Below are 22,324 nucleotides of genomic sequence, written 5' to 3' on the forward strand. Positions count from 1 at the left end.
TACCCAGATAGCTTATCGGGTGGACAAAAGCAGCGAGTGGCAATTGCCCGTGCCCTAGTCAGCCGTCCCAAGCTTGTCCTGGCTGATGAACCTACTGCCGCGCTGGATAAAAAGTCGGGGCGTGATGTGGTGGAACTAATGCAGAAACTAGCAGCAGAACAAGGTTGTACCATCTTACTTGTGACTCATGACAACCGCATTTTAGACATTGCCGATCGCATTGTGTACATGGAAGATGGTCGTCTGGCAAATCATCCCGACTTGGTTGCTGCAGCCGAATAATACTTTCAAACCGAGCTTTTTCGTTGTCTACCGTGAGCGCCTACGGGCGGTTGCGTCCTAATGTTTCGAGTAACAGGTTGCTGAGGGTAACGGGCAGCACCTAGTCTTTCACCGCCCTTTGGAGGCTAAATTGATTGTAAGCCATAGGTTTTAATTATTTCGTTTGTCGTCTACCTTGTGGCCTTTGTTGTTAGACTTCAGCGTTAATCACACCATGTAAATGAGCAGAAAATATAGCGCGATTTGCAAATGAGTTGCGCAACGAGTCAGAGCAGCTCCAGTCTAGTGTTTTAGCTTCTGATAAGTTGACATCCAACTGCCTTTAAGGAACAGCAATTGGCAGTGAATCAAACCCTGCAACGCGCACGAGTTTCAACTTTATAAGCTTGTGCTATCTATTTGCAAATTGCGCAAAATCTTTTGCTCAGTCACAGATGGTGAAGCGGAATGTTAAACTGCTGCATCTTTGGTGCTATGCAAAGATGCATCTTGGCAAGAACCCCCTGCGGTCAGACAAGTTTTCGTTACCTTCATAGCCAACCGTCATTGCAACGTTGCTGCTTAAAGGCGCACTAACTTATTTTCTAACACTAGCGTTTACGGCACTTAAGCCTGCAATCGTGGGTGCATTGATGACTTCACCTGTTGCACCAAAGCGTGAACCATGACAAGGACAATCCCAAGATTTTTCAGCAGAGTTCCAAGCAACAATGCAGCCCAAATGCGGGCAAACGGCTGAACATTCATGTAGTTCACCAGCGTCATCGCAGTAAGCAGCCACTTTGGTCAATCCGTGTCGAATGATCGCCCCTGTTCCTGGGGTTAACTGTTTAGCATCCTCAATCTCACCACCTGTAACCCAAGCGGCATACTGCGTTACGACATTCACCCCTTCTGTAAGCAGGTCAGCCGCTGCGCCCACAGGTACTCGTCCTGGGTTATATAGATTCTTCCAGGGATTTTGGTGTCCTAAAATCAGGTCAGTCAAGAGCATGCCAGCGATCGTGCCATGAGTCATTCCCATGCCTGAATCACCCGTTGCAATGTAAACATTCTCTGCCTGGTCCGGGCTTTGCCCAATGTATGCCAGTCCATCAGCTGATTCCATCACCTCACCGGACCAGCGATACTCAATGCTTTCAACCATGGGAAAGCGTTCTTTGGTCCAGGTTTCTAAGGCAGCATAGCGAGCGTCGGCATCATCGGCCTGTCCGGTCTTATGGTCTTCGCCCCCCACAATGAGCAAATCGTAAGCTTGCCCATTGCTGTTCATCGTTTGCGTGCGAATGTAGTGATAGGGGTCGAGTGTATCCCAATAGAGACCTTTAGCAACCGCACCAGCGGGCACTTTTGCCGCAATCACATAGGTCTGATAAGCGGCTTGCTTTAGGTGTGTAAAGACGCGATCGTTAATGGGAGAGTTCGTTGCAATCACAAGCGCATCAGCGGTGACAGTGAATCCTGCTTGTGTTTTCACCTCGGTTGGAGAGCCACCCTTGACTTCACTGACGTGGGTGTGAGTGTAAATTCGTCCGCCATAACGGATGATGGCAGCTGCCAAACCTGCAAGATATTTCTGGGGGTCAAACTGAGCTTGTTGCGGAAAGCACAAGCAGGGACCCACGGCAGCGCTGGTGATGGGCGGCTTCGCCAGTTTTTCAACACCCATTAAACCGGCACGATGAGCTGCTTCCAACTCTTGGTCCAGCTCTTTAGCATCATCTAGTGTGGCTGCAAACAAGTAGCCATCCAGCCGCTCGAAATCGCAGTCAATGTTTTCGGCAGTGACGATGGCTTCAACCCGTGCGATCGCTGCTGTGAAGCTGTCTGCAACTAATTTTGCCGCTTCCTTACCACGAGTAGCTTCAATCTCGTCATAGCGATCATCCAAGGCGGTAGCAAGATGAGCGGTCGTCCGAACCGTTTGACCACCCCCAATCGCCCTACCCTCTAGCACTACTACAGCTTTCTGCTGCTTTGCCAACAAGTAAGCCGTTGCTAGCCCTGCAATGCCTGCTCCAACCACACAAACATCGGCATGAAGGGTTTCTGTTAAGGCTGGCTGCTCAGGAATTGTTGCGGTTTCCATCCAAACCGAAGTGCTTTGCCCGGAACTTTTGTACATTACTGCTGCCTTAAATTCTTTGCCCTCTCTCAGAAATCTTTACACAACTTCATAAAAGCGAGGGTCTCTCGCAAGGAGGAGAGGCGGCAAAAGCAACACTCAGCAAACCATTAGAGCGAGTTGCTAGAACTGGTAGTGGCGAAATTTTCACCGACCTTAGGCAACGAACGTGATGATCGCAAACCTTAAGCACGTCTAACAGCTGCCTAACCAGTTGCTGCGCTGAGGTGCGACCATGCGGTCAGTGAGTTGCAAAGGTTATCTGTGTCCAATCGACCGCCTGCATGAAGCATGTTGGCGGTGCCAGTTCATCGTTCAGCCAGCAATCAAGTTGACGTGCCAACCAAAGCGCTTTCTGTAGCTGCAATCACAACCAGCAAAGATATTGTCCAACTTGTGCGGTGCTCCCATGCTGTCTCCCCTTTGTAGTGAGTGTTGAAGTCACACTGATGGGACGGTAGAGAGCCGGTAGGGAGAAAGGGTAAGTCACCTTTCTGTGGTTAGTCCAGCAGCTATGATTGCTTGACTGAGTGCTTCTGTAAGATCCAGTGTTTCTGCCCACTGGAAAAGGTAGTCAAAGTCTAATGCTTGACCTTGTACTTTGAGTATGCCGATCACGTCTCGCCATTGCTTTTCAGAGTTTGAACGCTGCCCCCAACGCAATTTGTTCAGTACAAGGTCTTCAGGCGAAGCGAAATAAACCGATCCGTAGCCAATAATGTTAATTAACTGTCTGCGGGCAAATTTGAGTCGATCAAACTTGCTGTCTTGAGCAAGGACTAAGTCGCAGCGTGAAATGGTTACTTGGTGGGTAATACTGAGTGTCTGCACGCGACCGTCCCTTAAATCTTCAACACCGGGGACATAGAAGCCGTTTGCTTCTAGTTGGCTGACCAGTACTGACAGTTGGGTTTGTTCTAGTGTGAACACAATGTCAAGGTCTCTGGTTGCCCTCACTTCGCCATAGGTTGAAGAAGCCACACCCCCAGTAATGTAGTAGGGCACCTGGATCTCGGTCAATAAATTATGGAGCAAGAGCGCTAATTCATTTGAATCCTGAATCCACGTCATTACAGTGCCTGTGATTGGAAAGGGAACAGCGTCAAGGCCTAAAAAAGCCTTAGCGACGTAAGGCGCTAGTTCTGCTTCTGTCAAGTTTGGGTGACGTTGGTATAGCCCACTAACGCAGAAACGACGGGTCGAGCTTGTGAAGGCAGTTGTCATGAGAAAGCGATCGCTGTTCGACTTTTGCCGCAGCAACGCAAACTCATATACGTCAGTCTCAAGACTGGTGTCACTGGCTTGGGACTGGTAGCCTGGCTTGACTATTGCCATGTCCTAGTTTTCGAAGTAAAGGGTAGGAAAGACGTTGGCGTTACCCCGCTCTGTGGTTAGTTTAACTTGCCTCGTGACCAGCCAACCTAACGCCCTATGAGGAGAGTCAGGAACGACCAAAAACAGACTGGTAAACCCTCTCACTTGTATTAGCGTCTTTTGACTTTTAAGGACAAATTTAAGGAAGCTGCTGACTCTGCGTTGCCCATATTCTGCCTTCTGGAGTGAGTTTGATTTGCTCTACTTTGCCAACCAGTCCTTGTGCTATGAGCTGCGTGACTTCAGCTTCTGAGAGTGCATAACCTAATTTGGTACCATTGTAATAAAGCTGATAGGCTTTGGTTCTAGGGTCTTGCTGTAACCAACAGTTTCCGTTGACTAAGGCGGCAACAATAGCCGCTTGTGACTCGTTGAGGTTAATTTTGGCGCTAATGTCGATGTTGTTTTGGCCTGAAGAGCCTTGGGGGTCGAGCATGGTTGTTTATTTGGCTTGAGCTGCAAAGCTCAGTTTACCGAGGCTGTAATAGCCAGACCAAAACGCCGAGTATCGTGTCAACGGGTGGTAGCGTATGGTCAAGCAAGTTGATTGTCAGTGTTTGTTCTTCGAGCTTGAGAAAGCGCCACTGAGTGCCGTTACTCACACTGCCGAACACAGGGCTGCCGCACAGTCCGTTCTGCTTGTTAAAGATTTGAGCCGCTACGACTTCAGCAGCACATTGACCTAACCCCGTGCTAATGTCGGCTTTTTTAGCTTCAACCACAATGATTGCAGGCGCTTCAATAAACAGTTGCTCAGGTGATTTGCTGACCAGGAAGTCACAGTAGCCAGTGAGTTCACGACTAGGATCGACATTAAACTCTTCTCCCGAAAACACACTGACTTGCCCAGGCAAGAGCCGTCTTAACTCTAGTAAGACAGGATTGATAATGCCTTCAGACCTAGCTTTTTCGCTGCCGACTGCTGCCCAAGGGACGTTTTGCTTCAGCGTTTCGCTCAACAAGTGACTCGGCATGATTGGCTCAATAGGAGGCAGAAAGTTTTCGACTTCTACTACCTTTAAGTCAAAGTCTCGCACGGCTTTGCGGAGACTGAATTGGTTGTAAGCCATAGCTTGAGTTACTTGCAATCTCTGGTCATGTTCATTGTACTTGGTACCGCTCTGCTGCCTGGATGGGGCCGTATAGGTGGGTCGTCTGCGAAGTTTGTGTGATTCGTTATACAGGTTCTCCAAACGATTGCCGATACATTTGCCACTCGTTTTCAGAGCCGACGAAGACATCGTAGCCCTCAAAACAAAGTGCGGTTTCCACAACATGAACCACTCTTGCTACGTCTTCGCTGCCTACGGTCGCAACAGTGAAGCTGAGCGAACCATGTTCCCCTTCAGGCGACTCCAGAGCAATCGCCCACCATAAAGCGTCGTCGCGCATGTTTTGCGTCACTGCAACCCGTGTTGCGTAGCCAGTGGGCAAGTCGAAGCTGCAAGCCCAATCCCATTCATTGACACCGATTGCTCCTAGTAGACTGGGCATTGCTTCCAGTCCCCGTTGCTCGTAGAAGAACGCTACTGTCTGACTTTCAGCTTTTGCCAGAGTAGCCCAACCTTCAACTAAGGTTAGTATATGTTCTTCGTTGTTTGGGTTTAGCAGCCGTAGCGCCTGGTCCAGCGCTTCAGTCAATTGCTCAGTGAGGTCATTTTTCATAGCCTTGCCACCGCTCAAAAACGTGTCTGTGTTGCCATAACGACTGCATAGGTGCGCTAAAGAAGCCAGTGTCAGCGTCTTCCGCTTTCGCTGCCTGTTCCTCAATCGGCGGCAGAGACGCGCTGAGAGCGAGGTGTAGAAAGCGGTCTAAGGTCAGGTCGCTGGTCGTGTCGACCGCAAAGACAAGCTGCACTTCCTGTTCGTCTGGGTGGCAACGCTGCCCTGCCTTCAGGAGGGACAAACGCAGGTTAAAGTTTTTGCGGTTGTGCCAGTAAAGGTAAAAGCTGTACACCCAGAGCAAAGTGAGCTTGTACGTCCAGCCGTTCTTGCTTCTTAACCGGCTGCGGTAAATGTAGTGTTGCTTGAACGACCATGTAGTTCCTAACCAACGGTCAACCCACTGCGCGATCGCACACCGTTCGTCGTCTTCTTCGTTGTCCCACGGCAGGCTTGTTACACCTGGAGGGTAGCTCCAACCAAACTTACTCATGTCTCTCCTACTCTTAGAGGTTCTTTTGGGCGTTAAGTCGCTGCTGTGCTGCCGCTTGCTCAGTGTCAACCCAGCGTTTTAGCTATAGCTTGAGTGTCTGTACTTCGTGCTCCAGACTGCTGATCCGTTTTGTCAACTGTTCGTGTTCTGACTCATGACGGTGCTTTTCAGGGTCATAGCCCACACGGGTCAGAAAGGCTTGCATTTCAGCCGCTTTGACTACGTAAGGCAGGCTATCCCAACCCGGTTCGCCCCAACGCGGTATTGAGTTTGCTTCCGTCATGGGCGTTCCAGAACAAAAAAACACTCAACAGCAGAAGCCATTGAGTGCGGAAAGGGAAGGGGTTTGGGGCATGTGCGTCGTCAAGACAGGCGGACTGGCGTTGCGCTGTCGACCAGACGACGGACTCTGGCCTCGTCTGTGAGCACGTTCACCTGGTAGACGGTTTGTGTTTCCCAGTTAAGTGCAGTCAACCAACCACTTTTGCTATGGTACACCCCTGTTTCCAGGTCATACCAGTTCGGTCCTTGGGCAAGGTTGCCCACCGGGACTTGTGAGCCGTTCTCGGTTTTGAGCAGAAACGTGATCGTGTGACCAACAATGATCGTTTTCTCACCCAGGAACAGTGGCTTCTTACTGCTGAGAAACTCGTCCCTGATCCAGCAACACTCCTCAGCTGTCTGCTCTTCCAGTGGCAGACCAGGCATAAGCCCAGCGTGTACTAAGAGAAGGTCTCCCAGGTCAAGGTAGAGCGGTAGGGACTGCAACCAGTCGAGGTTAGCCGTGAATGCGTTCAGTCCTTCGGTTATGCCGCCGTACTCCTTGAGCGTCTGGGTGCCGCCATTACGCAGCCAGTTCAGGTAGCTGTTAGCGTCTCCCAGCAGGGCACCCAAAGCCATTGCTTCGTGATTTCCTAGCAGGCAGGCGTGCCCACCGTCTTTCACAAAGTCGATTACTTGCTTACTCTGTGGTCCTCGGTCAATCAGATCGCCGAGGAAGTACAGCTTGTCCGCTGGTGAGGCTGCCAGTGTCAGCAGAGACATGAGTCCCTCAAAATGCCCATGCACGTCCCCAATAATTATGCCTGCCATGTGGCTAGCCTCTTGAGTGAATTACCTGACGCTCATCGTTAGGCGATAGAGCGCGGGCTTCCAACTTCAACGGAAGCAACCTCGGAGTGCATGGCTTTTTTACGTCCAGCACCCTTCGGATTTACACTCCCTCGATTGGCAGTAGCGCTGATTCCCAACGCCAATAACCGCAAGCCTTCATTCTTGATATTGATCGCGGCATTGACATCCCGGTCATGCCGCTGACCACAGTGAGGGCAAAGGAAGGAGCGCACAGAGAGAGCCAGCTTGGGGAGCGATAGCAGTGTGTTGGAGCAAAGGTGCGAGGAAGGAAAGAACCGATCGATTTCTAGATAGGTCTTGCCGTCAAACTCAGCTTTGTATTTCAACATCGTGCAGAACTTTCCCCAACCAGCGTCGCTGATGGCTTTGGCGAGGGTGTGATTCTTGACCATGTTTTTCACTGCCAGATTTTCCACCACCACAACTTGGTTTTCGTTGACTAGCTTGCGGGATAGTTTGTGGAGAAAATCCTCTCTGACCCTAGCGATTTTGCTATGAACTTTAGCCACCAGGCGACGCGCTTTGCAGCGTGTCTTACTACCCTTTTGCTTGCGGGATAGCTTCTGCTGTTTGCGTTTCAGGTTCTTAGCGTGTTTTTGGAGGTGCTTCGGGTTGTGAAACTTGGAGCCATCAGAGGTGACAACAAAATCAATTAACCCCAAGTCAAGCCCAACCGCCTTACCATCGCTGCTGCTTTCAGGCATCGCTTTGCCGTCATCAATGAGCAACGAAGCGTAGTAGCGCTCATCTGGTGTTTTTGAAACGGTGACAGTCTTGATTGCACCTGTGGGCAAAGCCCGATGCAGCTTGGCTCTGACCGTACCGAGATTGCCAGGAAACTTGATTGCTACCCCATCCAACATCTTCACGTTTTGAGGGTATTGCACAGACTGACGAGCAAACTTACTCTTGAAGGTGGGATATTTTGCCCTGCCCTCAAAGAAGTTGATAAACGCCTGCGAAAGATGTAGAACGGCTTGCTGGAGGCATTGCGAATAAGTCTCCTTTAACCATTCAAACTCTTGCTTTAAAGCTGGTATCCGCTTCTTCATGTCGTAAGCAGACACGCCTTTACCCGTCTCTTTGTACGTCTGAGACATCAAAGAGAGCGACTGATTCCACAACCATCGTGTTGCACCAAAGTCTTTGGACAACTGGCTCACTTGCTCAGCAGTGGGGTAAATGCGTACTTTTGTCGCTTTCAACATATCATCAGCTTAGCGTGTTTCCAGATTGATGCTAAAAGCTGTAGTTAAGGTGTTCGTTTCAGTGCTGTTGCCTTCTCTGTCTTACAGAAGCGGTCAGATAACGCACCTCAACTCACGCGCCTTTCATCCCGACGCTCACCTTTCAGGTAGAGCGCGGAGCTTCCCGTCTAAGAGCTAAGACGTGTTGCTGCATAGCGTTTGCTGCCAGAAAAAGTGCCCTTGCAGGCTGACGCTGTAGCAGGGGCAGGGAGAGGGTGGGTTTAGCGCTGGAACGGTTCCAGAAATTGCAGCACTTCCCCGGCAGTGAAGGTGGGGAACTCTGTGTCCGTGTCTGGGTTAAACGTTTTCCACTCCAGCAGTGCTGGGAGCCACTCCCCTGCAATGTCGAGCGGCAGTTCATGCGAAAGAGGAAAGTTGCCGTCATTACCGAGTACACAAGCCCCGGTGTCGTCATAGAGAGCGAGGTTGGAGAAGTTCAGTTCGAGACCATACTGCTGTACGAAGCGACAGAGAGGATGCTCCTGGTTGTCCAGGCTGCCCACTGTCGCCAATGGGTCATGGGTCTTAAGCCAGACTGTGAACGCCTCCAGGGTCAGCACCTTTAATAGCTGCCGTTGCAAGGGGGTTGCGTCCGTGAGTAACAGCGTTTGCTCTGCGGTTTCGAGGGCAAACAGCGCTGTTTGGAGACAAGCACCCTCTTTTACACCTGAGTTAGTCAGACCAATCAACGTGCCTTTCAGGGCTGCTTTGACCAACCCTTTACGTAGCCGTTGCCGCGCGTTGCTCTCTGAAATTTCTACGTTTTCGGGTGCGGGCGTTGGGGTCTTGGTCGCTTCATGCAGAAACAGCAGGAAAGCACGACCCTCCTGCTCTGGTGTCTGGTAAGACGTCCAGTTGCGGTTGGGGTAGACATAAGTCAGGTAGTCTTTGACAACCACATGACTGCGAGTTGCCACTGCTTCCCAACCGACATAGTGGGTGCTTGTCTGTCTCTTTTCGCTGATGGCGATTGTGAGGTCTTGGTAGCTGAAGTAGGCGATTGTTTTGAGATTGCTTTTGAAACCTCCCCCTGCTAAAGCACCGCTCCGCTGGGGGATTCCTCTGAACCTTTAGCAAGCTTTTAGCCCTGAATGGCTGATCTGGCTTGCCTTTTCTGAGTGACTAGGGATCTGCTCTACCGGAGGTTCAGACTTCGGGCTTTCGGCAACGCCTACTCGCTTTGCAGATTGAAAATGCTCCCATGCCCCTAGCAAGGCGGCTTCCATCCCCGGATACTGGTCTACAGCATCCTGCAAGGAGAGCTTGTCCTGAACAATGTATCGAGCCAGATACGCGCTAAACAAATCGCGGTGCATCACAATACCAGTCTGGTCATAATGCACTCGTTCTGAGAGAGACTTTTTGATCCGCTCCCCGGTCAGATGCGTTTGCGATAGCGCTGTTGTCTGAGTCGAAAACTTGGTGACTGACCCGCCAGCGTTTGCAGCTTTGCGCACCAGTTCGGCTTGAAAGAATCCGGGCGACTTCGCAGCAATGGCTTTACCATACCGCTTCTGCCAACCCTTCACTGACACTCGTTCAGTTTGGATGTGGTTGCCATGCCGCAGAATCTCATTCACCAATTGGCGGTTTTGAGACTTAGCATAAGCAACTTTACGGCGCTCTAGCTCCCGCTTCTTGCGGGTGAGAGTACGATAGCGGTTTGAGTTGTGCCACTGGCGTTTCCCTTTCTTGGACTTGCCTTTTTTCTTGACAGTCTTGCGTCCCCGCCGAGCTGTGAAAGCAGGCTCAAAATTGTCAGGATTGTTGGCACGCTTGGAGCGCTCCATCTGGCGTTGCAAGGCGCTAATTTCTTGCTCAAACGTGGGTACACCTTCAGCAAACGGCAGTAAGCCAGCCTGATCATCGGCGACAAACGCCACGTTGGAAACGTTCAGATCTAACCCTACAGTGCCTTTTGAGACATAGTTTTCCGGTTTGGCGTAAGGCAAGCCTTCGCAAATGAGTTGGGCATACCAGCGCCGGACACCGTTCAGTTCCCGCCACAGCAGGCGGACGTACTTGATGGGACTGGCAAGACCGTGCTGCATCACCTCATTATCGGGGTCAAGCATGCCAGGGAGGCACAGCTTGCCCCAAGTCAGACCCTCAGCCGTCCAACGAATCCCCTGCTTGTTGGTTTTGCCTTCCATACAGCGGAAGCGCGTTGGCACCTTGTAGCGCACCTTCTTAGCCTTACCAAATAACACCCGTTCACTGGTCTTAAAGGCGCGGGTAGCGATCGTCTGCTGCGTATTCGCATCCAGCTTCTCTGCCAGCCATTGGGAGCGGTCAGCCGTCAGTTTGGCATACGAGTGCAACGCAAACTCACTGTAGCGATAAGCCGTACGAACGGCACTGAACGCCTCGGTTCTGAGCTTGCCTTTGGGCAGTTTACGAGCCGCTTGATAGGCTTCAGCTTGTCTCACTAACGCCAGGCGTACCATTGCTTCATTGAGACAGGCGTTATACAACTGCCGTCCAGCTTGCCACCGAGACAGCAAAACCTTTTCCTGAGCGGAATCGACCACTAAGGGAATGTCTGTGACAAAGGATGGTGTTTTACTGCGAGGCATGATGTCTTTTGCCAACTGGTACAAGCATACTGTTGATATTGAACCTCTATCAACAAGTTTTTATGAGGAAAGAAGCATTTGCATATGATTATGAAAATCACTCAGTCGGAATTGCCACCGTCCATCTAGTTTGGCTTCCAGTACGCCGCAAGCTAGTGCTGCGAGGAGATGTAGCAGTACGTTGTCAAGAGATCTTTTACCATTTGGCAATTGAAAAGCGCTGAGCAGTTTTGGCACTGACGGTAGAACCAAACTACATTCACTGATTTGTCCGGCATCAGCCTCAAGACTCTATTACTCAGATCGCTAACGCCTTCAAGGGGAGATCATCACGGTTTTTGCGAGACGCGTTTCCGCACCTGAACAAGCTACCAAGCTTGTGGACGCGCTCTTACTGGCATTCTACGGCTTGCAAGGTCAGCCAAGCGGTGATTGAACGTTAGATCAACGTATCCACACCATACGCACTAAACGGCCAGGAGACGGCGCTTAAAAGCGCTCGTTGGACTTTCCACCCCGACCTGAAGGCGTGGGGCTACCAGTCCGATCCGCTAATCTTGTGTGGGGATCAGTGTTAACGACCAATGAAAAAAACCAATGCCCTTTGGGGGCAGGTTGGTTCTGGTCAAACCTATGAACTAGGCATTGGCAGTTTGAGCTTTGAGCGCTTTAAGGGTGGCACGCAGGTTGGCAACCGAGTCCTTGAAGTAAATGCTGTTTTTGCCTTCAACTCGGACGGTTGCGGTCGTGATCAGCACTTCAGCAGCAGCGTTGTCTATGTTACGACCATTGCCAGTCAGTGCCTTGCGAATGGCACCGCACAAACCGAAATATTGCGAGGCGAGGTAAGCGTAGCCGGATTTGGGTTGAGACATGGTGGATTACTCCTTGTTATATGGTTGTCTTGGATCTCACCCCACCGAAGCGACAGCGACCTGACCGGACGGCTTCTACTGTGCTCGTTTTCCGCTCAGCCACAACCAAAACACCACAACCACCCAACACGATCGCTCATTTCGCTGCCGACACAAACCAAAAAGCGTTAACCCCGTTCGGGGCTAGACGCTGGCTGTAGTTTCCACTTCCGTTTTCTACGAACGCGGCGCAGTGACCACGAAGCTGCTTTTTGCACTCCAGGCTCCACTTTGCTACCCTACTGGTGCGACAGCACGTTGTGTCTACTGCCAAGCGAAAAGTACTAACTTGAAGGCTAGTTCTCACCCAGTTTCCACCTATATACTACTGAAAGCACCGCTCTACGTGTTCTATTGCCTTACCTGTAGCACCAGAAGGGCAGGAACTGGGAGCGATTGCTCAAGCGTTAGGGCGAAACCCAGGCGATCGCCTAAACTTGACAGCACAAGTAACATATTAGGTCTGTAGGGTGACTGCCCTATCTTTGTCTGTTGTGTTCCCCCGTCATACGTAGGAATTTCGGCTCCGTGCTGTGTGCCTACTGATAACAACAACTTTGCCCTGGAGTTATATCAGCGTGCCTATAAGAAGGCAGGCGAAAAGAAGCGTCCAGCAGCAAAGCGGATTGGGCGGCTGAAGGGACAGACATTGGTGCAAGCGCGGCAGGCAATTTGTGAATGCTTGAAGGCGAATGGGTATGACCCAAAGATGTTGAGCCAGTCCTAACAGACTGCCTATGTGTTGAAATGAGGAGTCGAGGGTGAATCTGGCACTGCTCTTTCAGACCTTGCAACCGCTCTCGAAGCCTGATCGGATTGCCAATATTACCTCAGGGAGAAGGGCGATGAGCAATGAGGAATCGCACTACTGGTTTGCGAAAGTGTTAAATGGGAAACGGAGCCAAGCACTGAGGGCAATTCGAGTGCTATTGGGAGATTAAAGCGAGAGATTTTGATGTTTATAGAAGGATTTGGTGTTGCAGGGTATAGAAGCTTTGGTAGCGAACTTCAAAGAATTGGACCGTTCAGAAAGTTAAATTTAATCGTAGGGCAGAACAATTCAGGAAAGTCCAATATTCTTTCATTTCTTGCTCGGCACTATCAAGTAGCACAACAATCAACTATTTCTAGAGTACGGAAGTGGGATATAGATGCTCTCGATCGTCCACTTAAAGATAGTACAGGCAAATTGATTGTTGAATTTGGCTGTAAGTTTGACTCTGATTTTTATATAAAAACTATTTTGAAGAAATATGAGCGCCAACTGGAATCAAGAGGGAGTTATGGCAAAGGTTTAGTTCAACGTATTCTTCAGGCAGAAGCCTTATCAAAGGGGACTTCGTTAGCATGGTTTAAATATGAAGGAAATTGGGGAGAGCAATTAGTATTCTCATCAAATCAAATCGATGAGATATTGCAAGAACAAGTATTGGCAGAGCATGAGTGGCTGGACGCATGGGAAATTTTAACCAGCACTCCACAAAGTCGCCGCTCTGGGGGAAATATTCAACAAAATTGGATACCTGAGACTTTGCGAGTATTAAGCCCAGCACAAATTGAAATACCAGATGTTGCGCTTATTCCTGCAATTAGAAAGGTTGGAGATCCAGGTTCAACCGTAACACGAGACCATAGTGGTAATGGTTTAATAGATAGGCTAGCTGAACTACAAAATCCAAAGCTTGAGCAACAACCTCTTAAAGAGCAATTTGAGCAAATAAATAACTTTTTGCGTACTGTTACAGACAACCCTACAGCTACCTTAGAGATTCCACATGACCGCAATATGATTTTGGTTCATATGGATCGAAGGACTTTACCTTTAGCCTCACTTGGTACAGGAATTCATGAAGTCGTAATTTTAGCAGCAGCGGCAACAGTTATTCAGGGACAAATTCTTTGCATCGAAGAACCAGAACTTCATCTCCATCCTCTGTTACAAAAGAAACTTTTACGATATTTAAGTGTCAATACAAACAATCAATACTTCATAACGACCCATTCCGCTCATCTACTTGATACTCCTGGCGTAAGTATCTTTCATGTTCGACATCAACATGGACAGTCTACAGTTGAACCTGTTTATACGTCAGTAGGCAAAGCCTTAATATGTGCAGATTTAGGTTATCGAGCTTCTGATTTACTTCAAGCAAATTGTGTAATTTGGGTGGAAGGACCATCAGATCGAATTTATCTCAGACATTGGATACAAGCTAGCGATTCCTCGTTAATTGAAGGCGTGCATTATTCAATCATGTTCTATGGGGGTAGGTTGCTTAGCCACTTAACCGCGTTAGATCCTGAAATTGAAGAATTTATTTCTCTACGGAGACTGAATCGTTATATTTCTATTTTAATTGACAGCGATCGCGCTAGTTCACACAGCCCAATTAACGCCACAAAACGAAGAATCAGAGACGGGTTTAACCAGGGACCTGGATTTGCATGGATTACTAAAGGTCGAGAAATTGAAAATTACATTGCACCAGAAGTGCTTGAGCGTGTCGTTAGGAGCATTTACCCGGAGGCTGCCAGTATGGTTGACACGCAACTATATGCTCATTGCTTATTTTTTAAGACGGCAAAGGGTGTCGTAAAAGATAGGGTAGATAAAGTCAAGGTCGCCCACGAAGTAGTGAAATATGAACCAACACTTGATGTTTTGGATCTGCGAAAGATGATTGCTAAATTAGTCAGTTTTATACATGAGGCTAACGGAGTTTGATCGCTATTCACTTAGATGCTTAAATTTTGCAAATGCCTGAAAGAGTAGTACCGTAGAGCCTAATATTTGAGCGACCAATATAGTTTCCCCTCATTAAAGTAGACCTATGCATAGAAAACTGTGAACTGTAGTCAGAATCTATAGTTTATTAGTTGTGACGATTGCAGGCAGCTACCGTCTGTCGAAACAAACTTCGCCATTGGTTTATTTTCAACAAAATAACGTTATAAGCTGCCTGCAGTTGCCTAACCTAGGTTCTAGGGCATGAGTGCGTTGTTATAAAGTAACTGGGCTGTCTTTTCTTGTACAACCGAGTTTTTCCAGTAGTTGGTGTGAGCATTGCCAGGGTTGTCGCCTGTGTCTACTTGAAACTCTTGAATGGCGCGATTGTGGTTGTAAAGCCTGCGAGTGCCAAAGCCAAGTAGATCGTCAACATCGTAGAAGATGTTCCAGCAAACCCGATTCGGATCGGTGATGCCAATATCGGTGGCATCCAGTAACTTTTTGTTAGCAAAACTATCTACAACCTTTTGGCTTCTCATGAGCAGAATCGGGAGTTGTGATGCAGTGCTGGTGAGTGAACCCAAGCGCAACTCGCCTTTTTTTGCTTTCTCTCGCCAGCGCTCAAAATCTGTTTTGTCCGTTTCAGTCGCAGCTTGATCGAGGAAGCCTGGTCTGTAATCGGGGTCTCTGTTAAACAGCCCAAAGAGGAAGTCGTGAGTGAGCGTAACGCCAAGGCTTTGCCCCCATAGGTGCAGCCGCACATCGGGTTCATCAAGATAAGGGTGCAGTTGACTGAGCACTTGATGATAGACCCGTTTGCGCACGCGTTCTTCGCCATCAGCAGACGCGTAATAAATCACGTCACCCAGTCCGCGTGTGACGATGGTTTCTCGGAGTCCGACCACGAGATTGCGGACAAAGAGCAATGTGGGAGGATCATAGGTGATGCCACCATAGCGGCTACCAAGCAACTTCAGGACGTAATTGTTCTCTTCATTGACCTCACGCAGTACTTTGTGAGCAACGCGTTCGTTAACGAAATTCTGGGCGCGGGTCAACCGTTGATCATCGTATAGCTCATCAACTGATGGTTCTGAAGCGGCAGGCAGTTCATGCAGCCACTCCACGCCAATAAAGGGAAAAGTATGCTTTTCGCCATCAGAGGCTGTCTGGGTAAAGTTTTCAAACAAGTTAGCCAACTCTGGCTGTCTCTCTACTAACGCCTTCCAGAACTCTTCATAGATAACGATTTTGCGATCGTCAAACAGTTTTTCCAGGATTCCTTGTGGCGGTTCCGGTGTAATTAAGGGGTCGCGCGGCTCCTCATCGGGAACCATGCCATGAACCAGAACCAGAATATTAATCGGGGGCATCGCTATCTCCTTGATAAAGGCTTGTAACAGGCTACACAAGCGATCTAACTTTTCAGGAAATGGATACAGAAGTTTATTTCTCACAAGACGAATATTGTTACTAGTCATCTCTGGTGGGACACTGCCTGTAAAAAAGGGCAAATTGACAGAGAGCTTTTTATTTCAGCGTCCTTGCCCCATGCCCGACCCTAAACCTGATCGCAAGTCCGTCTTTATCGAAAAAATTATGCTTGTAACACTCCTCAATGAGTAGGTGTATTACGAGCATGGTGGCAACCCGTTCAAAGGCTTGCATCGGTGGTATTCGCGGAAGCCGTTGTCGTTTAGCCGGGCGAGTGTGTTGGGTTCGCTGCTGCTGCCTGTCTGATTCGCCACACCAGTAGGAAAAGGGTTCTTTAGTGCCATTGCTACACCTTGAATTTCAAGGCGCTGACTCGTCAGAGTCCTCAGTCTCCAAGACCGTAAACACAGCCGCAAGCAACGTCAAAAAAATTGCGAACCTTTGCAAAGACTTTTGGCATACCCTTTTGTAGTTGACTTAGCGTTTCCACCCACCTAAACCTGCTTGCTGTGCCCGTCGGCTGACTAGAGCGATCGTCTTTTTAGCGCGGCAACCTGGCTCTTGTTGGAACTGCACCCAACCAGTAGCAGCTAGTTCAGTCTGGACAAACGTGCCTGTAGTCAAGTGGACTTCACGTCTCTCGGTTGCGGCTGGTGCTGCGGGAGCCACCAGGTCATCAAGGTAAACTTCGTTGTTGGAGCTTGCTAGCAGGGCTATAAGTGCGCGTTTAGCCTCACGTCGAGCTGTTGGGTCTACGAACTGACTCAGGCAACTTAAGACCACTGTGCTGGGTCCTTTGTCTGACGGACTTGAGGGACTTAAAACTAAGCTCAGGTCGTCGTTCACGCTACTGACCTTGTGGGCAGCAGGAGAATGAGTGCCCTGCACGACCGTGGGAGGAGTGCGGGTGCGGTAGAGTGCTGTGGCGACTACGAGGACTGCCTGCACGAGCGCCAGAGCCAGGACTAATTGAGAGAGGGCATTCCACTTCTTCATAGCCGTTAGAGTGCCCTGGGCGACTTTGCTCTTCACTCTAGCTGAAAAAACTAAACCCCGAGAGGTTTAGAGCTAGTACTGTTTTATCGATCGTGTTGGGTTGCCGGGGCAGGAATCGGCATGGTGACCGACACACTGCTCCCCGGCAATAGGTACGAGGTAGGGCGGGCTTTGCGCTTTTCCCTACCGCATTGCAGTGAGAGCCTGCAACTCGCACATACCGATGCCGTTCCACCCTCTACTCAGGTTGACGCCAGCTCTCGTAGTTGGAACGTTGAAGCCTCGGTACATTGGGGTAAGTCACGCATGTAGCCAATCGCCATACCGGAAGGTCAACAAGGACTCCGACTGACACACGCGATGCTGGGTCGTTTTCCCTTTGTGAGGGCACGCCCAGTCTGGAACCTCAGCTTGTCGACTCAGACCCGAAGGCGTAAGTTAGTCCGCTTTGGTATGCTCCAGAACCCACTTTCCTGCGCCGACAGGCGGTGAAAAGAAAGGGGGTAAAGGAGCTAGCCCCTCCCTCCCTCTGCTTCTGTTGCTTTCGTTGTTTGAGTTGGCACGCTGGCAACGAACATAAACCCCATTATGTTTACAACAGTGTTGCTGAACCACGCGAATTTCCCTTTGCGGTAGTTCTTTGTTTGCATACTCTAGTAACAGCGGGTTTTGCTAGCACTTCTGGCGCTGTTCCTTGCTTGCCTTCACGCCTGAAGCGACGTCTGAGTGCACGCCTCATAAGCTTCAGTTCTGCGCTTTTGTGGCAAGTATCCCGGTGTCGGCACCGCTTGATCCAACTGCGTTTGTTGTTCTCTATAAGCGTTTTCACTACACTGCTGACACGCTGAGCATGGGTTACAGGTTTGGTATGAATTGAGTCGTTATTGGTTACCACTCTCTGTATTGCTGGCTCTGCGTGTCAATTGTGTCTAAGGAACGAAACCGAGAGCCAACAACACCGTCCAGTGGTCCGCCTTCGAGTACAGTGCCAAGAGCAGTTTCATACTGCTGAAGGTGCCGCCAGACCGCACTCACCTCTATTGCGTCAGGGTCATTACTGCCAACAACCCGTAGAGTCTGAGTCTCTCCTAAGAGGGCGATCGCTACCTTTTCCTCAACGGTCGTAGCGTACATAGGGCTTCTAATGTAGAACCGGAACAGCAAGTAGTAACGCCACTGCTGTTGTGGTTGCAGCTCCAGGAATCGTTTTTTACCTTGTTCACAGAGTGCGTTTTCGTCCTTCAGGACGTGAGCGAAGCTGTCTAGGTCAGCGGCAAGCGCGACAATCGGCTGACCTTGAAAGGGGTCTCCTACCTGCACACTGTCCGGGAAGGTTCCAAGGTTGTCTGAAATTCTCAAAACTTTGAGCCACCCCTGTACGTTTTGGTGGTCGTAAACGAGCGCATAGCGGTTCTGTGTGGTTTTCATGGCTTCTCCTACCAATGTTGTCCTAATGCCACGCCAGTACTGTGCTAACGCTCTTGAGGTTGCCCATAACAAGTCTGTGTCGCCGGACTAAAACCGCGTAAAGACGACGGACAAAACCCCGCTTGTCAGCCTCTAACCCCCACCTAACACAAGAAGGCAACACAAATAGTAGTTTTGTACTACTATGTTCCTAACGTCCCTGTAAATCGTCTGTAACTCACTTCTCGGATCGAGGTTTGCCTTCGGTTCTTTTGCCACTTGAGGACGATTATGAAAGTTTGCTATTTAAAGCTGCTGAGCTTACTGCTGAGTCTGGCTACACTTTTTGCTGCTGCGCCAGTCCGCGCCGAGAGCGGTGCGCTAGATTTTGGTGTTCGTGCGACTGACACCCCTGTTATTGTGGCTGTTTTACCGTCTGAGGAGTCGGAGCCGTTACCCAGCGACGTGGTTGAGTCGTCCGCTCCGTCTGAACCTCAGTCGCCTGCTGTAAGTTTTGACCCTTCGGGGGGCCAAGGGCCGTCGGTAGCAACTGCTGCCCCAACTTCAGCACCAAAGCCGGCAACGGGAGAGGCTGACCTTTTCGCAGGTGGTTCTGACTCCTTAGTTGCCCGTACCGTCGGACACGCTGAAGGCACCCGCACACCCAACGGTAGTAAAACTCGTGCCTATTACGGGCATTCTGACCCTGGCAACGGGGTGTGGAACTTGGGCAGCTTTTCGTACCAGCATGGAGCTAGTTCGCCTGAAGCAGCGGACGAGAAACAGCTACGGCGCTTAGAGCGGCAAGCAGAGGTGATTCGACAAAAAGCAGACGCACATCGCTTGAACCTATCGCTAGAAGAAGAACTGAACGCGATCGACCTGGCAAATCAGGCTCCTCTGGCAGCTTTAGACACGCCTAGCTATGTGGACTGGCTGAAGAAGGCACACGAACGTGGTTTAACAGGTTCAGACGCTGTGTTGTGGGCACGTACGCAGTCCTACTGGAATCCGCGACGCAACCGCTGGGAAGCACCTGGGCTAGGCAATACAGAAGACAACATTAGCCATGACCAGCATCGACGGCTCACCGCGATCGCACGGGCGCTAGACATTTACCGACAGCAAGTGGCGGCGCGTCGTAAAGAAGAAGAACCGCAGGTAAAAGTGGCAAACAAACCACCGGAAGAAGCGATCGCAGACCAGATCATCTTTCAAAACCTGTCGCCCACTTCACCTTCTGAACCCAGTTTAGTTGTCGTTGTCCCCTAACAAAAAATCTCTCCACCGTTAAGGTAGAGAGTCTCTGAATGTTTGCCAGTCTGCTCATTAAACCTGTGTATGGGAGCGAAAAGGAGTTGCTCGAGTCAAATCAAAAGCCATAGGCATAACCGTCCTGTTTGTGCTTGAATTTGACACCGATCATACTAGAAAGTTCGACTCTGAAACCGTTAAGCAGCACTTCAAAACCCTTTGCAGTTGGAGTTCTTACCCGACTGGTATATTTACCCTGCTTGACGTGCTTGCGATCTTTAGTCAGCACAAAAGCAACAACGTCCCCCGTTCTGACATGGGTGTAGACTGCTTTCGGCTGCTTTACAGCAGGAAACCCCGACGCATTGACACGTCTGGATTGTCGGCTGCCTTGTCCCTTGCAGTCCACTAACAGCGGTTGAGCAGTCAGAATGTTGACCTTCGCACCTGATTCCCCAACACACGCGGCGTCCAGGCTGTGTGACTTCGCTAGCCCTTGCTGACAGCGGTTGAACTTTGTCCGTCCACCTGTCCAGCACCGTATGTCTGAGCAATGCTGTCTCGCCATGCTGACAATAGCAAAGCGGGTAGAGTTGACAGCCGCCGCGTCCTTGAGCGGTGCCTTAGCCTGCGCTAAAACTCGCTTCAGTACATCAGGCTTGCCAGCCAGAAAGTCCCCCACGTCCTGATTCCCTTTCTTTGTGTTGCAAGGCTCACAAGCGAGACAGAGATTACTGACCCGATCACTGCCACCTCTGGACTTAGGGTGAATGTGTTCGATCTGGAGTGGAGTGTCTTTGGCACCGCAATAAGCACACTGACGTTGCCACTTCTCTAGCAGGTATTCACGGACTTCATAGCCTGCTAGAGTACCTTGCTGGTAATCCAAACCACTGATCTCAGGGTTTTGGAGTTGCTGCAGGTCAAACCGAACTTGCTCAATTTCCAATGTGACAATAGGACAGTAGCGCGAAAAGCGTTTGATCCAGGTAGAAACGGTCTGGACGCGGTGACTCAGAGACGGAGCTAGCCAACCAGGAGGCTTACAACGATTGAACCGTGCCTTGCGATAACGGAGGTTACGGCTGCGGCGTCTACGCCTAAAGCCTGCGCGTTTAGTTAAACCGACACTGATGCCTAAGCCCCGGTGTTTTAATTCCATGCGGAACACAATGTCAGCACCCTGCTGAATGGCAAAGCCCGTAAACTTGGAACCAGGGTCGATTTTGAGCCGATACGATTGTAGTGTGGGGTTAAGCACCTGTTGCTGCAGTACTAACGTATAGGGATAGGTGCAAAAGACTGCTGCCTTCCCTTGGTCTTGAAGTTCCCTGGCTCTGGCAGGGTGAACCATGTTTAGAGGTGTTAAATCGGCATTGAGCAAGAACACGTAATTTTGCATTTCTGCGGCTCCCTCACGGGGTAAGGTTTGCTTTAACTTTGCTCTGAGGCTTGGTACTGGAGTCGGTGTTTCACCTTCACAAACTAGGCAATGTTCCTCTCCTGACCGCTTGAGACTAGCGAATCTCATTGGGGTCGTGACCTTTTGAGCGCTTCTCACCTTGCGGTGAAGTCTGGCGTAGCTGGGTACTGAGGATTACTCCCTTTCCCTCCGAATCACTCCGGTTGTTAGCTACTCACGCCGGGTGCCCTCCTAGACTGGACTTCAAACTTTTGCTGCGTCAGCAGTCTTGGGGAGCAGACCTGTCACTAATAGCCGTAACGCCCAAAGCGGTCTTCCAGGAACTCCTGGTACTGGGTGTCAACCAACTCGTCTGTCTGTATGAGAGGGAAGCCAACTGAAACTTCTTGAGCTTCGGGTTGGACGTTCACCTCTGTGGGTGTGGTCGTACCGAGAGCAGCGCTCTGCGGTGCCTTCGTGACAACGATTTCTGTGCTCATGGGTCAGTCTGTTTTGCTAGCAGTGCATACCCATGCCGCGACAGCGGTGCGCTAGTGGTGTTTCATTGACTCAAGCTGTGGAGTGACTGCTGTGAAAAAAACGTAGCCTTTTAAGGTGCTGGTTAGCCTGGAAAGCACTGTGTTTGTACTAGCTACTACCGCTCCCCTTGCGCCTGCAACACCTGCTCAATCGCTTCCAGCCGTACCGAAGCCTGAATCAACGTTGTGCGATCTAGAACATCCAGGTGGGTGAGTTCCAGACCAACAGTGACACCAGTTTGGTGAATGCACCGATTCATGACGCAGAGCGTACATGAGCGGCTTCTCGATCCCAGAGATGAGATAAAGTAATCGGCATTCTCGACTTGCCTCCAGAGCTTTTGCTGGAAGGCAACTGACGACCATTTCTGTACGCCAGCTTTTGTTTGTATGCCCAGTAACGAGCAGCAATATTGTAGGAGCCGTTGAGGTCACAGTTGAACCGTTTTCCGGTCTGGAACGTCGCTAAAGCATAGTTAGCCTTGCTGCGTTGCAACTTGCCAGAACCGTCATACGCCCAAGAGGAGGTGCCTCTGTGGTAAACCAGTGCGACCTTGCCACCCACTTCCACAAACTTGTTTTCTGTTAGTTGCACCAACAGGCGATGCAACCAGCCATGAAAGCGTTGTTTGAGCGTGGAACGTTTACGTCCACCTTTGGGCTTCCAACCTTGCAAGTCTTCAAACACAATCACATGAGCGCCATGCTCTAAGGCGAGCCGCACAAGCTCTTTTGAGAGGTGCTGTGCCATGTTGTG

Annotated in this window: 23 protein-coding genes and 3 pseudogenes; 7 read left to right on the forward strand and 19 right to left on the reverse strand. The window is 50.1% G+C overall.

Annotation, left to right across the window (positions count from 1 at the left end):
• On the forward strand, positions 1-282 hold a 282-nt coding region (locus tag H6F76_RS09700), incomplete at its 5' end, for an ATP-binding cassette domain-containing protein (protein WP_190507770.1).
• A 577-nt stretch (positions 283-859) separates the two neighbouring features.
• On the opposite strand, the gene H6F76_RS09705 is transcribed toward H6F76_RS09700, so the two are convergent.
• The 11 genes from H6F76_RS09705 to H6F76_RS09755 form a co-directional block, all read right to left on the reverse strand.
• Positions 860-2,407 (reverse strand): FAD-dependent oxidoreductase, encoded by a 1,548-nt coding sequence (locus H6F76_RS09705; protein ID WP_190507772.1) that lies wholly within the window; start codon positions 2,405-2,407, stop codon positions 860-862.
• A gap of 486 nt (positions 2,408-2,893) precedes the next feature.
• Positions 2,894-3,742 carry a hypothetical protein gene (locus tag H6F76_RS09710; protein ID WP_190507775.1) on the reverse strand — a complete coding sequence of 283 codons (849 nt, stop codon included), beginning with the start codon at positions 3,740-3,742 and terminating at the stop codon, positions 2,894-2,896.
• Between the two features lie 178 nt (positions 3,743-3,920).
• Positions 3,921-4,217, reverse strand: coding sequence for a hypothetical protein (locus H6F76_RS09715; protein WP_190507777.1), 297 nt, complete (start codon positions 4,215-4,217; stop codon positions 3,921-3,923).
• Positions 4,218-4,251: 34 nt separating this feature from the next.
• Complete coding sequence (locus H6F76_RS09720; protein ID WP_190507778.1) at positions 4,252-4,851, reverse strand: hypothetical protein; 600 nt, start codon at positions 4,849-4,851, stop codon at positions 4,252-4,254.
• Between the two features lie 106 nt (positions 4,852-4,957).
• Positions 4,958-5,446 (reverse strand): hypothetical protein, encoded by a 489-nt coding sequence (locus tag H6F76_RS09725; RefSeq protein ID WP_190447999.1) that lies wholly within the window; start codon positions 5,444-5,446, stop codon positions 4,958-4,960.
• The gene (locus H6F76_RS09730) at positions 5,436-5,936 is read right to left on the reverse strand and encodes a hypothetical protein (protein WP_190448001.1); all 501 of its coding nucleotides are present in this window, start codon (positions 5,934-5,936) and stop codon (positions 5,436-5,438) included. The genes H6F76_RS09725 and H6F76_RS09730 overlap by 11 nt, the downstream gene beginning before the upstream one ends.
• Positions 5,937-6,018: 82 nt before the next feature.
• Positions 6,019-6,219: a hypothetical protein gene (locus H6F76_RS09735; protein WP_190448002.1), complete on the reverse strand. Its 201-nt coding sequence runs from the start codon at positions 6,217-6,219 to the stop codon at positions 6,019-6,021.
• Positions 6,220-6,299: 80 nt separating this feature from the next.
• Complete coding sequence (locus tag H6F76_RS09740) at positions 6,300-7,028, reverse strand: metallophosphoesterase (protein ID WP_190507780.1); 729 nt, start codon at positions 7,026-7,028, stop codon at positions 6,300-6,302.
• Positions 7,029-7,066: 38 nt separating this feature from the next.
• On the reverse strand, positions 7,067-8,278 hold the full coding sequence (locus H6F76_RS09745; protein WP_190448006.1) for an RNA-guided endonuclease TnpB family protein: 1,212 nt from the start codon (positions 8,276-8,278) through the stop codon (positions 7,067-7,069).
• Positions 8,279-8,538: 260 nt separating this feature from the next.
• Positions 8,539-9,234, reverse strand: coding sequence for a hypothetical protein (locus H6F76_RS09750; RefSeq protein ID WP_190507782.1), 696 nt, complete (start codon positions 9,232-9,234; stop codon positions 8,539-8,541).
• A 153-nt stretch (positions 9,235-9,387) separates the two neighbouring features.
• Complete coding sequence (locus H6F76_RS09755; protein ID WP_190507784.1) at positions 9,388-10,893, reverse strand: transposase; 1,506 nt, start codon at positions 10,891-10,893, stop codon at positions 9,388-9,390.
• Between the two features lie 62 nt (positions 10,894-10,955).
• Between H6F76_RS09755 and tnpA the strand changes: the two are divergent.
• Positions 10,956-11,336: pseudogene (tnpA, locus tag H6F76_RS09760) on the forward strand (IS200/IS605 family transposase).
• A gap of 195 nt (positions 11,337-11,531) precedes the next feature.
• Here tnpA and H6F76_RS09765 read toward each other — a convergent pair.
• Positions 11,532-11,768, reverse strand: coding sequence for a hypothetical protein (locus tag H6F76_RS09765; RefSeq protein ID WP_190507797.1), 237 nt, complete (start codon positions 11,766-11,768; stop codon positions 11,532-11,534).
• Positions 11,769-11,788: 20 nt separating this feature from the next.
• On the opposite strand from H6F76_RS09765, the gene H6F76_RS09770 reads away from it, so the two are divergent.
• The 3 genes and pseudogenes from H6F76_RS09770 to H6F76_RS09780 all read left to right on the forward strand — a co-directional run bounded on the left by H6F76_RS09770 (position 11,789) and on the right by H6F76_RS09780 (position 14,532).
• On the forward strand, positions 11,789-11,968 hold the full coding sequence (locus H6F76_RS09770; RefSeq protein ID WP_190507798.1) for a hypothetical protein: 180 nt from the start codon (positions 11,789-11,791) through the stop codon (positions 11,966-11,968).
• Between the two features lie 356 nt (positions 11,969-12,324).
• Positions 12,325-12,748, forward strand: a pseudogene (locus tag H6F76_RS31430) (hypothetical protein).
• 14 nt (positions 12,749-12,762) lie between these two features.
• Entirely contained in the window at positions 12,763-14,532 is a 1,770-nt protein-coding gene (locus H6F76_RS09780; RefSeq protein ID WP_190507799.1) for an AAA family ATPase, read from the forward strand.
• A 257-nt stretch (positions 14,533-14,789) separates the two neighbouring features.
• On the opposite strand, the gene H6F76_RS09785 is transcribed toward H6F76_RS09780, so the two are convergent.
• Positions 14,790-15,908: a hypothetical protein gene (locus H6F76_RS09785; RefSeq protein ID WP_190507800.1), complete on the reverse strand. Its 1,119-nt coding sequence runs from the start codon at positions 15,906-15,908 to the stop codon at positions 14,790-14,792.
• Between the two features lie 178 nt (positions 15,909-16,086).
• Between H6F76_RS09785 and H6F76_RS31435 the strand changes: the two are divergent.
• Positions 16,087-16,263 (forward strand): annotated as a pseudogene (locus tag H6F76_RS31435) (DUF1156 domain-containing protein); the annotation flags it as partial.
• Positions 16,264-16,446: 183 nt separating this feature from the next.
• Here the strand turns inward: H6F76_RS31435 and H6F76_RS09795 are convergent.
• Both H6F76_RS09795 and H6F76_RS09800 read right to left on the reverse strand, forming a co-directional pair.
• Entirely contained in the window at positions 16,447-16,965 is a 519-nt protein-coding gene (locus H6F76_RS09795; protein WP_190507802.1) for a hypothetical protein, read from the reverse strand.
• Positions 16,966-17,853: 888 nt separating this feature from the next.
• Positions 17,854-18,393 (reverse strand): hypothetical protein, encoded by a 540-nt coding sequence (locus H6F76_RS09800; protein ID WP_190507804.1) that lies wholly within the window; start codon positions 18,391-18,393, stop codon positions 17,854-17,856.
• Between the two features lie 270 nt (positions 18,394-18,663).
• Here H6F76_RS09800 and H6F76_RS09805 point away from each other — a divergent pair, with 270 nt between their 5' ends.
• The gene (locus H6F76_RS09805) at positions 18,664-19,644 is read left to right on the forward strand and encodes a hypothetical protein (RefSeq protein ID WP_190507806.1); all 981 of its coding nucleotides are present in this window, start codon (positions 18,664-18,666) and stop codon (positions 19,642-19,644) included.
• 100 nt (positions 19,645-19,744) lie between these two features.
• Here H6F76_RS09805 and iscB read toward each other — a convergent pair whose 3' ends face one another.
• From iscB to H6F76_RS29680, 4 genes are all read right to left on the reverse strand, one after another.
• A complete protein-coding gene (gene iscB / locus H6F76_RS09810) occupies positions 19,745-21,157 on the reverse strand; it encodes an RNA-guided endonuclease IscB (RefSeq protein ID WP_242036596.1) in 1,413 nt (470 codons plus the stop codon).
• Between the two features lie 179 nt (positions 21,158-21,336).
• Positions 21,337-21,528: a hypothetical protein gene (locus H6F76_RS09815; RefSeq protein ID WP_190507808.1), complete on the reverse strand. Its 192-nt coding sequence runs from the start codon at positions 21,526-21,528 to the stop codon at positions 21,337-21,339.
• A 155-nt stretch (positions 21,529-21,683) separates the two neighbouring features.
• Positions 21,684-21,827 (reverse strand): hypothetical protein, encoded by a 144-nt coding sequence (locus H6F76_RS09820; protein WP_190507810.1) that lies wholly within the window; start codon positions 21,825-21,827, stop codon positions 21,684-21,686.
• Entirely contained in the window at positions 21,824-22,318 is a 495-nt protein-coding gene (locus H6F76_RS29680) for an IS200/IS605 family accessory protein TnpB-related protein (protein WP_199322022.1), read from the reverse strand. Before H6F76_RS29680 ends, H6F76_RS09820 begins: the two co-directional genes overlap by 4 nt.
• Between the last annotated feature and the right edge of the window lie 6 nt (positions 22,319-22,324).

The sequence above is a fragment of the Leptolyngbya sp. FACHB-321 genome, assembly GCF_014695975.1.
Taxonomy (GTDB): Bacteria; Cyanobacteriota; Cyanobacteriia; order Leptolyngbyales; family Leptolyngbyaceae; genus Stenomitos.